This is a genomic window from Xenophilus arseniciresistens (genome assembly GCF_028023875.1).
GTDB classification, from domain to species: domain Bacteria; phylum Pseudomonadota; class Gammaproteobacteria; order Burkholderiales; family Burkholderiaceae_C; genus Xenophilus; species Xenophilus arseniciresistens.
Window position 1 is genome coordinate 829,333 of record NZ_JAQIPB010000002.1, and the last position, 15,216, is coordinate 844,548.

At 69.8% G+C, this 15,216-nt stretch carries 14 protein-coding genes; 7 read left to right on the forward strand and 7 right to left on the reverse strand.

Annotated features, from left to right (window positions below; translation table 11 throughout):
- Positions 1-14: 14 nt before the first annotated feature.
- Together PGB34_RS08500 and PGB34_RS08505 are read right to left on the reverse strand one after the other, a co-directional pair.
- On the reverse strand, positions 15-668 hold the full coding sequence (locus tag PGB34_RS08500) for an amino acid ABC transporter permease (protein WP_271427623.1): 654 nt from the start codon (positions 666-668) through the stop codon (positions 15-17).
- 16 nt (positions 669-684) lie between these two features.
- Positions 685-1,356, reverse strand: coding sequence for an amino acid ABC transporter permease (locus PGB34_RS08505; RefSeq protein ID WP_271427624.1), 672 nt, complete (start codon positions 1,354-1,356; stop codon positions 685-687).
- A gap of 136 nt (positions 1,357-1,492) precedes the next feature.
- Here PGB34_RS08505 and PGB34_RS08510 point away from each other — a divergent pair, with 136 nt between their 5' ends.
- Positions 1,493-3,193: a magnesium transporter CorA family protein gene (locus PGB34_RS08510; RefSeq protein ID WP_271427625.1), complete on the forward strand. Its 1,701-nt coding sequence runs from the start codon at positions 1,493-1,495 to the stop codon at positions 3,191-3,193.
- Positions 3,194-3,317: 124 nt separating this feature from the next.
- Positions 3,318-4,439, forward strand: a complete 1,122-nt coding sequence (locus PGB34_RS08515; protein ID WP_271427626.1) for an MBL fold metallo-hydrolase — start codon at positions 3,318-3,320, stop codon at positions 4,437-4,439.
- A gap of 42 nt (positions 4,440-4,481) precedes the next feature.
- Here PGB34_RS08515 and bglX read toward each other — a convergent pair whose 3' ends face one another.
- Positions 4,482-6,800, reverse strand: a complete 2,319-nt coding sequence (bglX, locus tag PGB34_RS08520) for a beta-glucosidase BglX (protein ID WP_271427627.1) — start codon at positions 6,798-6,800, stop codon at positions 4,482-4,484.
- 210 nt (positions 6,801-7,010) lie between these two features.
- Between bglX and PGB34_RS08525 the strand changes: the two genes are divergently transcribed.
- Positions 7,011-8,627: a glucan biosynthesis protein G gene (locus PGB34_RS08525; RefSeq protein WP_271427628.1), complete on the forward strand. Its 1,617-nt coding sequence runs from the start codon at positions 7,011-7,013 to the stop codon at positions 8,625-8,627.
- On the opposite strand, the gene PGB34_RS08530 is transcribed toward PGB34_RS08525, so the two are convergent.
- From PGB34_RS08530 to PGB34_RS08545, 4 genes are all read right to left on the reverse strand, one after another.
- A complete protein-coding gene (locus PGB34_RS08530) occupies positions 8,617-9,996 on the reverse strand; it encodes a sensor histidine kinase (protein ID WP_271427629.1) in 1,380 nt (459 codons plus the stop codon). The two genes, PGB34_RS08525 and PGB34_RS08530, sit on opposite strands and share 11 nt — an antisense overlap.
- On the reverse strand, positions 9,993-10,679 hold the full coding sequence (locus PGB34_RS08535; RefSeq protein ID WP_271427630.1) for a response regulator transcription factor: 687 nt from the start codon (positions 10,677-10,679) through the stop codon (positions 9,993-9,995). The genes PGB34_RS08530 and PGB34_RS08535 overlap by 4 nt, the downstream gene beginning before the upstream one ends.
- Positions 10,676-11,443 carry a phosphatase PAP2 family protein gene (locus PGB34_RS08540; RefSeq protein WP_271427631.1) on the reverse strand — a complete coding sequence of 256 codons (768 nt, stop codon included), beginning with the start codon at positions 11,441-11,443 and terminating at the stop codon, positions 10,676-10,678. Before PGB34_RS08540 ends, PGB34_RS08535 begins: the two co-directional genes overlap by 4 nt.
- An 82-nt stretch (positions 11,444-11,525) precedes the next feature.
- A complete protein-coding gene (locus PGB34_RS08545) occupies positions 11,526-12,320 on the reverse strand; it encodes a transglutaminase family protein (protein WP_271427632.1) in 795 nt (264 codons plus the stop codon).
- 229 nt (positions 12,321-12,549) lie between these two features.
- Here PGB34_RS08545 and PGB34_RS08550 point away from each other — a divergent pair, with 229 nt between their 5' ends.
- The 4 genes from PGB34_RS08550 to PGB34_RS08565 are packed head-to-tail and all read left to right on the forward strand — an operon-like array spanning position 12,550 to position 15,214.
- Positions 12,550-13,395, forward strand: coding sequence for an STAS domain-containing protein (locus PGB34_RS08550; protein ID WP_271427633.1), 846 nt, complete (start codon positions 12,550-12,552; stop codon positions 13,393-13,395).
- 19 nt (positions 13,396-13,414) lie between these two features.
- Positions 13,415-13,789, forward strand: a complete 375-nt coding sequence (locus tag PGB34_RS08555; RefSeq protein ID WP_271427634.1) for an STAS domain-containing protein — start codon at positions 13,415-13,417, stop codon at positions 13,787-13,789.
- Positions 13,779-14,183: an anti-sigma regulatory factor gene (locus PGB34_RS08560; RefSeq protein ID WP_271427635.1), complete on the forward strand. Its 405-nt coding sequence runs from the start codon at positions 13,779-13,781 to the stop codon at positions 14,181-14,183. Before PGB34_RS08555 ends, PGB34_RS08560 begins: the two co-directional genes overlap by 11 nt.
- Positions 14,174-15,214, forward strand: a complete 1,041-nt coding sequence (locus tag PGB34_RS08565; RefSeq protein ID WP_271427636.1) for an ATP-binding SpoIIE family protein phosphatase — start codon at positions 14,174-14,176, stop codon at positions 15,212-15,214. The genes PGB34_RS08560 and PGB34_RS08565 overlap by 10 nt, the downstream gene beginning before the upstream one ends.
- Positions 15,215-15,216: the final 2 nt, after the last annotated feature.

Sequence of the window (15,216 nt, forward strand, 5' to 3'; positions counted from 1 at the left end):
GGGCTGAGCGCCGCTCAGCGCGCCAGGGCGCGGGCGCGCCGGCGCTCCATGCGCGCAGCCAGCAGCGACAGCGGCCAGCAGATCACGAAGTAGATGGCAGCCACCGTGGTGAACACATGCAGCGGCTGGAAGGTGGCGTTGTTGATGATCTGGCCGGCGCGCGTGATCTCGGTGAAGCCGATGATGGCCGCCAGCGAGGTGCCCTTGATGATCTGCACCACATAGCCCACCGTGGGCGGCAGCGCGATCTTGAAGGCCTGCGGCAGGATCACATCGCGCATGCGGTCCACGTAAGAGAGGTTCAGCGCCAGGGCCGCTTCGCGCTGGCCGCCCGGAATGGCCTGGATGCAGCCGCGCCAGATCTCGCCCAGGAAGGCCGCGCTGTTCAGGATGAGCGCGATGCCGGCCGCGATCCAGGGGTTGATGTCGAAACCCAGCACGGGCGCGCCGAAGAAGATCAGGAACAGCTGCAGCAGCAGCGGCGTGCCCTGGAAGACCTGGATGAAGCCCGTCGCCAGCCACTGGGCCGCGCGGCTGTCGCTGGTGCGTGCCAGCGCGATGATCAACCCCAGGATGGCCCCGCCCACGAAGGCGATGGCCGACAGCGCCAGGGTCCACCTGGCGGCTTCGAGGATGAAGAGGAATTCGGAATAGCCGAAGGTGCGCATGTCAGGCTCCGGGTCCTTATCGCTTGTCGGGGTAGTGCAGGAACTGGCGGTACATCAGCTTGAACAGCGCCGAAAACGCCAGCGCCAGCGCCAGGTAGATGCCCGTGACCACGATGTAGATCTCGAAGCTGCGGAAGGTCTGCGACTGCAGGTTGGCGGCCACCGAGGTCAGGTCGTCGGCCGAGATCACCGACACCACGGCCGAGCTGAGCATCAGCAGGATGAACTGGCTGGTCAGCGCCGGGTAGATGGCCTTGAGCGCGGGCTTGATGATGATGAAGCGGAAGATCTCCCAGCCCTTGAGATTCAGCGCGCGGCCGGCCTCGATCTGGCCCTTGGGGATCGATTCGATGCCCGCGCGGATGATCTCGGTCGCATAGGCGCCCAGGTTCACCACCATGGCCACCAGCGCGGCCGTGTAGGGCGACCAGCGCAGGCCGATGGCCGGCAGGGCGAAGAAGAAAAAGAAGAGCTGGATCAGGAAGGGCGTGTTGCGGATCAGCTCGATGTAGGCATTGATCACGAAGCGCAGCACGGCCGGGCCCGAGGTCTTGCCCCAGGCGCAGACCACGGCCACGAGCAGGCCCAGCAAGGTGGCCGTCAGCGAAAGCTGGATGGTGATCCAGGTCCCCTTGAGCAGAAGGGGCCAGGCGGCGAAGACCGCGTCGAATTGGAACTGGTAGTTCATGGCGGAGCGTGAACGGCAAGGCCGCGCACAGACCGAGAAAGAATGCGCGAAGCGTATCTGAAACCGGTTTCAGAACCATCTAGGGATTCCCCTTAGATGCCCCGTTCCGCCAGACCCCGCTGCCTAAACTGCGGCCATGCCGAACCCCCATGCGGACTCCAGCGCCCCCTCGGCCGCCCCCAGCGCCGGCGGCCCCATCGTCCGGCATTTCAGGCAGGCGCTGCTATGGCCCCTGCGCCTGGTGCAGGCCCCTGGCGCCGCGGCCGCGCACCATGGTCCCTGGCATGTGCTGCGCGACATGGGCGAGGCCTCGCCCTGGCGCGAGGAGGTCGACGAATACACGGGCGACAGCAGTCGCTTCCACGAGCGCCACTACAACGAGTTCGTGAGCTTCCTGCCCTACGTGCAGCGCTTCCTGTACGGCGAGGGCCGCTCGAAGACGCGCAACGGCAGCCCGCCCTCGGGCAACGACGGCGATTCCCCGATGCGGGTGTTCCGCCGGCACGACATCGCGGCCGTGCGGCTGGTGACGCAACCCGGGGAGGCGCCCGTCACCCTCGAGGTGGTGCACTGCGACCTGTACTTCTTCTTCGACATCGACGTGGTGCTGCTCAACCTCGAAGTCGGCGCCGACCATCTGGGCCTGGCCCGGGCGCAGGAGATCCTCTACCGCTTCGGCCGTGCCTACCCCTCGGGCTGGGAGAGCGATGGCGCGGCGCTGCACTGCATGGCCAGCGTCGAATGGCTGGGCGCCGATGGCCGCGTGCTCGCCGCCTCCGACGCGCAGCAGCGCGAGCTCTTCCTGTCGCATGTGGCCCAGCACCGGGCGCCGCGCATCGCGGCGCACTGGGCCTGGCTGCTGCAGCCGCTGGTGAGCGACCATTCGGACGACCCCGGGGTGCTGCGCTACCGCCAGATCGAGTACTACCGCATGCCCGTGATGGCCTACCTGTCGCTCGACGATCCGCGCCGCCTCACGCGCGAAGACTTCGTGCGGCTCGCGCTGGTCACCGGCGCGGGCAAGGCCGACGCGCAACTGCCCTACGCCGAGCAGCACCTGGCCGACTTCGAGCACAAGTACTGCTACGACCGCTTCTGGGTGGACGCGGGCGCGGCCCCCAACACGCGCTACCTGTGCAACGGCCACGCGCTCGTGGTGGTGGGCGATGCGCACTCCGCGTTCTTCTGCTGCCGCGACCGCGGCGTGCTCGCGCAGTTCAGGCACCAGCACTTCCTGCTCTTTCTCATCGCGCATTTCCAGAAGGCGTCGCTGCTGATGTTCTCGGACCAGCTGGTCGAGGCGCTGAAGAAGCTCGACATCCGCAGCACGCCCAGCGTGAAGCAGTTCAAGCGCGCGATCCGCGCGAGCTTCGAACGCTTCCTGCGCTTCACGCACCGCTACTGGTTCCACGAGATTTCCGAGCAGGCGCAGGTGCGCGCGCTCTCGCACCTGTGCACCGCGCACCTCGGGCTCGACCCGCTGTACGACGAGGTCAAGGCCCGCATTGCCGACATGAACAGCTACCTGGACGCCGACAGCCTGCGGCGGCAGGCCAGCACCGTGGTGCGGCTCACCGTGGTGACGCTGTTCGGCCTGATCGGCACCATCACCACCGGCTTCCTGGGCATGAACCTGCTGGCCGAAGCCGAGGCCCCGCTGTGGCGCAGGGCGCTCCTGTTCGGCCTGGTGTTCATGCTCACCACCTGGCTGACCATCTACACGATGGTGAAGTCGCAGCGGCTGTCAGACTTCATCGACGCGCTGTCGAACGACCGCCTGAGCTTGCGCGGCAAGCTGGCCACGCTGGCGCGGGTGTGGCGGCCTGGGGCCGACTGAGCGGGCGTGCACACGGGCCGGGGGAATGGCCCCAGGCCCCGAATGTTTCTGTCACTGAAACCATTGAAGGGGCGGCTCCCGCTACGCTCGCGCATCCAAACCACCCGATGCAAAGGGCATTCCCATGGCAGGCGAACCGCACGCGCAAGGCGCCCCTCTCCTCCGGCTGCGACGATGCGGCGCAGCGCTCGCCGCGGCGGGCTGCGCGTTCCTCGCGGCCTGCAGCAGCGCAGGCGGCGCGGAACTGCGCAACGCCCCCTCGCCGCAGTTCCGCGACGGCACCTACCACAACCCGCCCAACCCGCAGGCCCGCGCCACGCAGGGCGCGCTGCGCATCTGGGCGCGCTTTTTCCTGCAGTCCAAGCAGGGCACGGTGCCGGTGGACCCCATCCCCGTGCAGCCGCTCACGCGCGCCCAGCTCGACGCGCTGCCCGCTGACGCCAACCACCTGGTGCGCCTGGGTCATTCCTCGCATCTGCTCAAGCTGCATGGCAGGTACTGGCTGATCGACCCGGTCTTCGGCGAGCGCGTGTCGCCCTTCAGCTTCGTCGGCCCCAAGCGCTTTCATGCACCGCCCCTGAAGCTGGAAGAGCTGCCGCCCATCGAGGGCCTGATCCTGTCGCACGACCATTACGACCACCTCGATGTGCCCACCATCGAGTACCTGCGCGAGCGGGTGCAGCGCTACTTCGTGCCGCTGGGCGTGGGGGCGCGGCTGCAGGACATGGGCGTGGCCAGCGCGCGCATCCGCGAGTTCGACTGGTGGCAGGGCGACGAGCTGTCGGGCGTCAAGGTCACGGCCACGCCTTCCCAGCATTTCTCGGGCCGCACGCTGTGGGACCGCGACCGCACGCTGTGGGCTTCGTGGGTGATCGAAAGCGGCGGCCAGCGCATCTTCTACAGCGGCGATTCGGGCTACTTCCCTGGCTTTGCGCAGATCGGCGAGCGCTTCGGCGGCTTCGACATCGCGCTGATCGAGAACGGCGCCTATGACGACTACTGGCCTTCAGTCCACATGACGCCCGAGCAGAGCGTGCAGGCCGTGCAGGACCTGCGCGCGCGCATGCTCTACAGCGTGCACAACAGCACCTTCGACCTGGCCTTCCATCGCTGGCAGGACCCGCTGGAGCGCATCGCGGCGCTGAGCGCGCAAAAGCAGGTGCCGCTGGCCACGCCCGTGATCGGCGAGGTGATGACGGTGGGCCAGCCGCGCGAGAACCGGCTGTGGTGGCAGGGCCTGAAGTGAGCGGGCGGCGGCCTTGGCAACGGCCAGGCCGCCCCTCACCCTTCAGCGCAGCTCGAAGCTGCCTTCCTTCACGGCCTGCGAATCGAGGCCGATCTGCACCTTGAACGCGCCGGGCTCGGCCACGCGCTTGAGCTGGGCGTTGTAGAAGCTGAGCTTGGCCTCGTCGATGGTGAAGCGCACCACCTGCTGTTCGCCGGGCTGCAGCATCAGCTTGCGGAAGTCCTTGAGTTCCTTCACGGGCCGCACCACCGAGGCGGCCACGTCCTGGATGTAGAGCTGCAGCACGGTTTCGCCCGCGCGGTCGCCGCTGTTGCGCACCGTCACGCTGGCCTGCACCTGGCCGCCGCGCGCCATCGTCGCGCCGGAGAGCTGGACGTCGGACACCTCGAACTGCGTGTAGCTCAGCCCATGGCCGAAGGGGTAGAGCGCGCCCTGCGGCTCGTCGAAGTACTGCGAGGTGTAGTTGCCCGGCTTGCCCGGCGTGAAGGGCCGGCCCAGGCGCGGGTGGTTGTAGTAGGTGGGCACCTGCCCCACCGAGCGCGGGAAGGAGATGGGCAGCTTGCCCGAGGGGTTGTAGTCGCCAAAGAGCACGTCGGCGATGGCCGGCCCGCCTTCGGTGCCCGCGAACCAGGTCTCCAGCATCGCATCGGCATTGGCCTTTTCCCAGTTCAGCGCCAGCGGGCGGCCGTTCATCAGCACCAGCACCAGCGGCTTGCCCGTGGCCACCGACACGGTCTTGAGCGCCTTGAGCAGCTCCTGCTGGCTCTCGGGCAGGTCCAGCCGGGTGCGGCTCGACGATTCGTGCGACATGCCGCGCGCCTCACCCACGGCGGCCACGATCACGTCGGCCTGCTTCGCGGTGGCCACGGCCTCGTCGATCATCTGCTGCGGCGTGCGCTTGTCCTGCACCACCTCGGGCGCGTCCCAGTTCAGGAAGTTGAGGTATTCGACGACGGCCTTGTCTTCGGTCACGTTGGCGCCGCGCGCGTACAGCAGCTGGCCCTTGCCTTCGAGTGCCTTGGCCATGCCGGTGCGCAGGGTCACGGCCTGCGCAGGCAGGGCCTGGGCCGACCACACGCCGATGATGTCGATGGGCGTGTCGGCCAGCGGGCCGATCAGCGCCACCCTGGCCGACTTGGACAGCGGCAGCGTGCGGTTCCTGTTCTCCAGCAGCACCAGCGAGCGCCGCGCCACGTCGCGCGCGGGCTCGCGGTGCAGGCGGCTGGCGGCCTTGGGGTCGGCCGGATCGTCCTCGGCCTTGCCGATGCGGCGGAAGGGGTCGTGGAACAGGCCCATGTCGTACTTGGCGCCCAGTACCTCGCGCACGGCGTTGTCCAGCACCGCCATCTTCACGCGGCCCGACTTGACCAGGCCCGGCAGTTCCTTCAGATAGACCTGGTCGGCCATGCTCATGTCCACGCCGGCCTTGATGGCCAGCTCGGCCGCTTGCGCATCGTCCTTGGCCACGCCGTGGCGCAGCAGCTCGGTGATGGCGCCGTGGTCGGAGAAGGTCACGCCCTTGAAGCCCCACTCCTTGCGCAGCAGGTCCTGCAAGAGCCAGGTGTTGGAGGTGGCGGGCTGGCCGTTGACGGTGTTGAGCGCGATCATCACGCCGCCCGAACCCGCGTCGATGGCCGCCTTGTAGGGCGGCAGGTAGTCGTTGTACATGCGCATGGGGCTCATGTCGACGATGTTGTAGTCGCGCCCGCCCTCGACCGCGCCATAGAGCGCGAAGTGCTTGACCGAGGCCATGATGCTGTCGGGCTTGGCCGGCGAGCCGTTCTGGAAGCCCTGCACCATCGCGCGCGCCACCTGAGACACCAGGTGCGGGTCTTCGCCGAAGCCCTCGGAGGTGCGGCCCCAGCGCGGGTCGCGCGAGATGTCCACCGTGGGCGCGAAGGTCACGTCGATGCCGTCGGCGCTGGCTTCCATGGCTGCATGGCGCGCGGTCTTTCGCACGGCGTCCATGTCCCAGCTCGAGGCCAGGCCCAGGCCGATGGGGAAGGAGGTGCGGTGGCCATGCAGCACGTCGTAGGCGAACAGCATGGGGATCTTCATGCGGCTTTGCTGCACGGCCGCCTGCTGCAGCGGGCGCTGCTCCTTGCGGTTGACCGAGTTGAAGGTGCCGCCCACGCGGCCGGCCGCCACTTCCTTCTCGAGCTGGGGCGCAGGCATCTCGGGGCCGATGCTGATCAGCCGCAGCTGCCCCACCTTTTCCTCCAGCGTCATCTGCCCCAGCAGATCGGCCACGAAGGCCTTCTTGTCGTTCAGCAGGGCAGGCTTGGGCTGGGCCCAGGCGGCGGCGCAGGCCAGGGCCAGGCCGGCCAGCGCAAGCGTCTTCGGCGCGGAAGTTGGGATCATCGCTTCGTATGTGACAGACAAAAGTGCGCCGGATGTTAGGCCATGGTCCAACGCGCGCCTGTGGGACCAGACCCCTCGTGACACGGCTCCTGCGCCCTTGTCCGACCCGCCGGCCGGGCCGGCCGCTGCTAAGCTTTGCCTCCATTGCCCAAGCGGTGGCGCCTGCCTGCGACCCAGGCCCTGCCACCGGGCGCCCCACTTTGTCCAAGAATGAACCTGCCCGCTTCCAGCCGCAGCAGCGGCACCACCACCACCACCACAAAAAAGCGCCTGCTGCCCCGCCTCGCGGCGGCCCTGGCCGCCTCAGCCCTGCTGGCCAGCCAGGCCCTGGCTTTCTCGCTCGACGAGGTCTCGGCCAAGGCCCGCGCGCTGGCCGACCAGCCCTATGCGGCGCCAAAGAGCAACCTGCCGCCCGAATTCAGCAGCCTGCAGTTCGCCGACTACATGAAGATCCAGCCGCGCAACGACCGGCTGCTGTGGTCCGACCAGCAGGCGCCCTTCCGCCTGAGCTTCTATCACCAGGGCATGCAGTTCAACGCGCCCGTGCGCATCAACGAGATCGTGGGCGACCAGGTGCAGGAGCTGCGCTACGAAGCCGACCGCTTCGACTTCGGCGACCTGCACTTCAACCGCGAAAGCACGGCCCAGCTGGGCTATGCGGGCTTTCGCGTGCTCTCGCCGGTCAACCAGCCCGGCAAGTGGGACGAAGTGATGAGCCTGCTGGGCGCGAGCTACTTCCGCGTCATCGGCCAGGGCCAGTGGTACGGCCTGTCGGCGCGCGGCCTGGCCATCGACACCGTGCCGCCGGGCGGCGAGGAGTTCCCGAACTTCCGCGAGTTCTGGGTGCGCCGCCCCGCCGCGCAGGACCAGGAACTGGTGATCTACGCGCTGCTCGATTCGCCGCGCGCCACCGGCGCCTACCAGTTCATCCTGCGCCCGGGCAGCGACACGGTGGTGGACGTGCAGTCCAACATCTTCCTGCGCGCGGACATCACGCGCATCGGCATCGCGCCGCTGACCAGCATGTTCCTGTACGGGCCCAACCAGTTGAGCGACCGGCGCAACTTCCGCCCCGCCATCCATGACTCCAACGGCCTGGCCATGCTGACGGGCGATGGCGAGTGGATCTGGCGCCCGCTGAACAACCCGCACCAGGTGCAGGCCAGCAGCTTCCAGGTGCGCAATCCGCGCGGCTTCGGCCTGCTGCAGCGCGGGCGCGAGTTCTGGCGCTATGAAGACCTGAAGGACCGCTACGACCTGCGGCCCAGCGCCTGGATCGAGCCGCACGGCAACTGGGGCGCGGGCACGGTGGAGCTGGTGGAGATCCCGACCATCGACGAGACCAACGACAACATCGTGGCCTACTGGGTGCCGGCCGAGCCCGCGCGCCGCGGCCAGATGCTGCAGTTCGCCTACCGCATGCACTGGACCATGAACGAGCCGGCGCTGCATGCGGCCAACAACGGCTGGGTGCGCCAGACCTTCCACACCTCGGGCGAGCGGCTGCAGCGCAACCTGATCCGCCAGCTCGACGGCAGCATGGCCTGGAACATCGACTTCGAAGGCCCGGCCCTGGCCAACCTGCCGCCGGGCACCACGCTGACGCCCGACGTGAGCGTCAGCGCGAATGCCGAAGTGCTCGAGACGCAGCTGCAGCCCAACCCGCCGATCCGCGGCTGGCGCCTGCTGATCCGCGCACGCGTGAAGGACCCGGCCCAGCCCGTGGAGTTGCGCGCCGCGCTGCGCCAGCCCGACGGCCGGCCCGTCACCGAGACCTGGAGCTACCAGCTGCCGCCCAATGCGCAGCAGCTGAAGATCATTCCCTGACGAAGGCCTGGGGCGGCGCCTGCAGCACCAGCTGCATGCGCGCGCCGCCCAGCGGGGACTCTCCCACCACCAGCCGGCCGCCATGCATCTGGGCCACCTCGGCCACCAGGTGCAGGCCCAGGCCGGCTCCGCGCCCGCGCGGATGGATGCGGTGGAAGGGCTCGATCACCTGCTCGCGCTGCTGCACCGGAATGCCCGGGCCTGAGTCGTGCACGGCGATCGCGGCGGGCCCCTCTTCCACGCACAGCTGGATCTCGCAACCCGCGCCGCCATGCTCGATCGCGTTCTGGATCAGGTTGGCCACCGCGCGCTCCAGCGCACTGGCGTCGGCACGCACCCACACGGCCCGGGGCGCTTCCACGGCCAGCGCGCAGCCGCTGAGGATGGCCAGCGGCGCCAGGTCGGCCGCCACGCGTTCGCACAGCGCGCGCAGCTCGGTCGCTTCGGCCTGCATGCCGCCGCGCGCGCGCTGCAGGCGCTGCAGGTCCAGCAGCTGTTCGGCCAGGGTCATCAGGCGCGTGGTGGCGCGCAGCAGCGGCGCCTTGTGCGCGCTTTCGGGCAGCGCGTCGGCCTGGATGCGCAGCGTGGTGATGGGCGTGCGCAGCTCATGCGCCGCGTCGGCCAGGAAGCGCGCCTGCCGGCGATAGCCCTCGTCCAGCCGGTCGAAGGCGCGGTTGACGGCTTCGACCAGCGGCAGGATCTCGGCCGGCACGCCCTGCGCGGGCAGCCGCGTGGCCAGCGCGTCGATGTCCACATGCTCGGCCTGCGCGGCCGTGGCCACCACGCCCCTGAGGCCGCGGCGGATGACGAAGGGCGTGGCCACCACCACCACCAGCGAGGTCACCAGCATGATGGGCGCCACCAGCACCAGGAAGGCCACGCCCCACCACTTGAGCTTGCTCATCAGCGAGAAGGGCGCGCGCGTGCGCACGATCAGGTTCACCGGGCCGCTGGCGGTGTCGAAGCGCTCGAAGCGCGCCGCGGGCCGGGCGCTGGCATCGGCCAGGTCCAGCGCCGAGCGCTGCACGCCGTCGAGCACCTGCACCAGGGTTTCGTAGCGCGGCGGCACCTGGCCGTGGCGCAGCGTCTGGCCCCGGGCGTCGCGGGCGATGAACCACAGCTCGGGCGCGGCCCTGAGCAGCCATTGCAGTTCCTCGCCCTGCGCCAGCTGCAGCCGGCCGTCGGCACCATGGCCCAGCGCACGGCCCACGATCTGCGCGGTGGCTTCCCCGCCTTCGTCGACGAAGCGGCCGGCCGCGCCGTACAGGGCCACGAAGCCCAGCAGCACCAGCAGGCTGGCGGCCACCTGCAGCATCACCAGGCTGCGCACCAGGCGCCAGCGCAGCGAGCCGACCGTCCCCGTCTTCAAGCGGCAGCCCCGGGTGCCACGCGCAGCAGGTAGCCCACGCCGCGGATGGCGTGGATCTCGACGCCCGCGCGGCGCTGCTCGAGCTTGGCGCGCAGGCGCGAGACATGGGCTTCGAGCGAGTTGGACTGGATGTCGTCGGCTTCGCCGTACACGCGCTCGACCAGCCTCTGGCGCTGCACCGTGCGGCCCCTGGAGAGCAGCAGCGCCTCCAGCACCAGCAGCTCGCGCCGCGGCAGGTTCAGCGCCTCGCCCGCCACTTCGGCCTGGCGCAGTTCGTGGTCGAAGCGCAGGCGCCCGGCGCTGCTGAACTGCTGCGCCCGCACCGCGGGCCGGCGCGCCAGTGCGCGCAGCCGCGCCAGCAGCTCGTCGCTGGAAAAGGGTTTGGAGAGGTAGTCATCGGCGCCGCTGTCGAGGCTGCGCACGCGCTCGGCCACCTCGCCCATGGCCGTGAGCACCAGGGCCGGCGTGTAGCGCGCGGCAGCGCGCAGGTGTTCGATCAGGCGCAGGCCATCGCCGTCGGGCAGGCCGCGGTCCACCACCAGGATGTCGTGCCCGCCATCGAAGGCCAGTTCGGTGGCTTCGCGCAGCGAGCAGGCGATGTCCACCACCATGGACTGCTCGCGCAGCGCACTGGCCAATGCCTGCGCGAGGTCGGCATCGTCTTCGACGACAAGAACTTTCAACGGCGGCTGATCCTGCGAATCGGTCGGGGCGTGAATTCTGCGGCAAGCGCCACGGGTGCCACCTGCGCCACCTGCGCCACCCGCGCGCGCCGGCGCCAGGCCAGCGCCACGGCCAGCCAGGTGGTGGCCAGGCCGCCCAGCACATCGAGCAGCACATGCTGATGCGTGGCCAGGGTGGAGTGCAGGATGGCCAGGCACCACAGCCAGTTGAAGGCGCGCGCCCCGAGCGGCGCGCCCAGGCTGCGCAGCTGGCTGCCGATGACCAGCGCCGTGTAGAAGGCAAAAGCCACATGCAGCGAGGGAAAGGCATTGCCACCCGCATCGGCCGCCTTGAGGAACTGCAGGCCCGGGTGCTGCGACCAGTCCACGCCGAAATCCGGCGTGACGGTGGGAAAGAGCCAGTAGCAGGCCATGGCCAGCGCCACGATCAGCGCCGCGCCGCGCACATAGGCCCGCAGCGCCGCGAGGTTGGCCGCGAAGGCCGGCGCCAGCGACACGTACAGCCACAGCGACCCATAGGGCACGACGGACCAGGGCTGCAGCCCGAACCAGGCGTCGGCAAAAAGCGTGGGCACCACCACGGCACGCGCGGCCGTGTGCTCGAGCGTCCAGAAATACAGCGCGAAGAAGCCGCCGATGCCCGCCATCGTGCCCAGCATCTTGAGCGGCCACAGCCGGATCACCCGCCGCCAGAGGTGGCGCGCCCACAAGGGGTTGGCGTCCGGTCGGGCGCGCCGGCGTGCGGGGGCGGGTGCGGTGGGCATGGCGGCTGCGAGGCTGCGTCGTTGCGATGGCCCTCAGCCTAGGGCGCTGGATTGCGCGAACATTGCGCGCCCTGCGGCCGGCTCAGGCCAGCGGCCGGGGCTCTTCGGTCACGCGCACCTGCATCTCCTGCACTTCCAGCGGCCCGTAGTTGGAGATGAAGGCCACATCGGCCGCATCACGCCCGTAGGCCACCACGATCCTGCCGCCGCGGGGTTCTGCCTGGGTGGCGTCGAAGGCGTACCAGCGCCCGTCGAGGAAGGCCTCGAACCAGGCATGCATATCCATGGGCTCCAGCCCGTGCAGGTAGCCCACCACCTGCCGCGCCGGGATCTGCAGCGCGCGTGTGAGCGCAATGCCCACGTGCGCGAAGTCGCGGCACACGCCGGCGCCGTGCTGCAGGGTCTGCAGGGCGTCCGTCGTGGCGTCGCTCACGCCGTATTCATAGCGCAGGTTTTCATGGATCCAGCGGCGGATGCCTTCGACCTGCGCATAGCCGGGCTGCAGGCCCTCGACGATGCGCTGCGCCTGCTCGCCCATCCTGTCGGCCGAGCAGTAGCGGCTTTGCAGCAGGTACATGAGCGTGTGCTCGGGCAACTGGGCCACGGGCGTGGGCGGCGCCTGCGGCGTCACGGCCAGCACGTCCTCGGTTTCCATCAGCACCTCCACCTCGATGCGCATGCCGCCTTCGGGCACCGTGAAGCGCTGGCACAGGTTGCCCGAAGGGTCCGTGTATTCCACGGTCGGCACCCAGGGCTGCAGCTCGTAGCGCTCGCTGACCATCCATTGCGCGGCGCCGCTGCGCGGGCGCAGCATGGCCACCACCGGGCAGGGCTGGTCGGCGCGAAGGCGCAGGAAGTGGGAGGCTCGCAAACGCATGATGGGGCGGCAGCGCAAAGTGGCAGGAGCCGGCAGTGTCCGGGGCGCGCCGCGCGCAGGCTGTCAGCGCGCAGCCCTTCTTGGATGGAGGGGCCGGCGCCCCGGCGGCATGCCGCCTTCCAAGTCGGGATACCGGCTGACAACTGTCATGCAATGTGACCCATAGACTGCGCTCGCCCAGCAGGGACATGCGCCGGAATGTCAGGCCATGCATTGGAGGGATCTCCCCGTGACTCAAGAAATTTCAGCCATCGCGCGGGTGCTGCGCGACGAGCCGGAAGCCATTGTTCAAAGCTGGCTGCGTGAACTCGGCGGCAGCCCGACCCAGCAGCACGCCAGCGCAAGCGCTGAAGCCCAGGCCATCGTGGCCGGCCTGGGCCGGGCCCTGGAGGGCGGGGCCGATCAGGATTCACTGGACACGCCGGGCTGGCGCGAACTGCGCGGCACGCTGGAGGCGTTGTCGGCCAGCCGGGCTGCCAAGGGCGACACGGCGGGCGCCACCAGCCGCTTCGTGCTGGCGCTGAAGAAGCCGCTGTTCGACCGGCTGCAGAAGGACCTGGCGGCCGAGCCCGCACGGCTGGCCTCGGCGGTCTGGACCCTGTCCACGCTGGTGGACCGCCTGGCCCAGCACACGGCCGACACCTTCCAGGAGTCGCGCGAACAGGTGATCCGCCGCCAGCAGGACGATCTGCTGGAGCTGTCCACGCCGGTGGTCAAACTGTGGCACGGCGTACTGGCCGTGCCCATGATCGGCACGCTGGACAGCAACCGCACGCAGCATGTGATGGAAGCGCTGCTGCAGAGCATCGTCGACACCGGCGCCGAACTGGCCATCATCGACATCACGGGCGTGCCCACCGTGGACACGCTGGTGGCGCAGCACCTGCTCAAGACCGTGACGGCCATCCGGCTCATGGGCGCGGACTGCATCATCAGCGGCATCCGGCCGCAGATCGCGCAGACCATCGTGCATCTGGGCATCGACCTGCAGGGCATCAGCACCAAGGCTTCGCTGGCCGACGCGCTGGCCCAGGCGCTGCGCCAGACCGGCTGGCGCATCAGCCGCCAGGACTGAAAAAAGGCGGCCCCCGGACATGGAACGCATTCCCATCCTTCGCATGGGCGAAACGCTGCTGGTCACCATCCAGGTGGACATGCAGGACCAGACGGCCATGGCGCTGCAGGAAGACCTGTCGGCGCGCATCGCCAGCACCGGCGCCAGCGGCGTGCTGATCGACATCTCGGCGCTGGAGATCGTGGACTCCTTCGTGGGCCGCATGCTCAGCACCATCTCGGGCGTCGCGCGCATCCTCTCGGCCACGACGGTGGTGGTGGGCATGCAGCCGGCCGTCGCGATCACGCTGGTGGAGCTGGGCCTTTCGCTGGAAGGCGTTCGCACCGCGCTCGACGTGGAGCGCGGCATGGCCCTGCTGCAGCGGCTGCGGCTGGAGAACGCACGTGGCGCCTGAGCCGCAGGGCACCTTGCCGCTGCAAAGCGAGCAACACATCGTGCTGTGCCGCCAGACCGTGCGCGGCCTGTGCCAGAGCCTGAAGTTCAGCCTGGTCGAACAGACCAAGATGATCACGGCCGCCAGCGAGCTGTCGCGCAACACGCTGATCCACGGCGGCGGCGGGCGCATGCACTGGGCCCTGCTCTCGCAGGGCCTGCGCCAGGGCCTGCAGCTGCGCTTCGAGGACGAGGGGCCGGGCATTGCCGACGTCGCGCTGGCCATGTCCGACGGCTTCACCTCGGGCGGCGGCATGGGTCTGGGCCTGCCAGGCAGCAAGCGGCTGGTCAGCGAATTCGAACTGCAGTCCGAGCCGGGCCGCGGCACCTGCGTGAGCATCGTCAAATGGAAGTGATCCGCGGCTGGACCCACCGGGCCTTCGAGATCAGCGACCTCAGCTGCGTGGGCGAGGCGCGGCGGCATGCGAGCGGGCTCGCGCTGGCCCGCGGCTGGAGCGAGGTGGACCGCGAGCGCACCGCCATCGTCGTGACCGAACTGGCCACCAACCTGGCCAAGCATGCGCGCGCGGGCGAGCTGCTGATCGCCGCGCGCGATGCGCTGGCCGACATCGAAGTGGTGGCGGTGGACGCCGGGCCGGGCATGGCCGACGTGCCGCGCGCCATGCGCGACGGCTTCTCGACCAGCGCCACGCCGGGCACGGGCCTGGGCGCCATCCAGCGCCAGGCCGACGCGTTCGAGCTTCATTCCGCGCCAGCGTCAGGCACGGTGTGCGTGGCGCGGCTGCGCCCACGCAAGAGCGGCACCGAGGCCGCGCCGCCCCCATCTGCCCCCTGGCGCCGGCACTTCGGCCTGGGCGCCATCTGCGTTCCCATGAAGGGCGAAACGGCTTGCGGCGACGGCTGGTCGGTGGCCTTCGACGGCACACGCGCCGCCGCGCTGGTGGCCGACGGGCTGGGCCACGGCCCCGATGCGGCGCTGGCCTCCACCGCCGCGCTGGAGAGTTTTGGCAATGCCCCGTTCGAGGCGCCCGCGCGGCTCATACGGCAGATGCACGAGGCGTTGCGCAGCACGCGCGGCGCCGCGGTCTTCGGCCTGTGGATGGACGCCCATGCGCTGCACTACGCGGGCGCCGGCAACGTCGCGGGCCGGCTGGTGTCGGGCATCAGCGAAAAATCGCTGGCCACCGCGCACGGCACGCTGGGGCTGCAGGCCCGCAGCTTCGAAGCGACCACGCTGCCCTACCCCGCGCATGCCGCGGCCCTGCTGCACAGCGACGGCCTGCGCTCGCGCTGGCCCTCCGAGGCGCTCGCCCCGCTGCTGCGGCGCGACCCCACGCTGATGGCGGCGCGCCTCTATGCCGACCATTCACGCCGCCGCGACGACGCGTGCGTGCTGGTGCTGCGGCCGCAGGAGCCTGCCCCATGAGC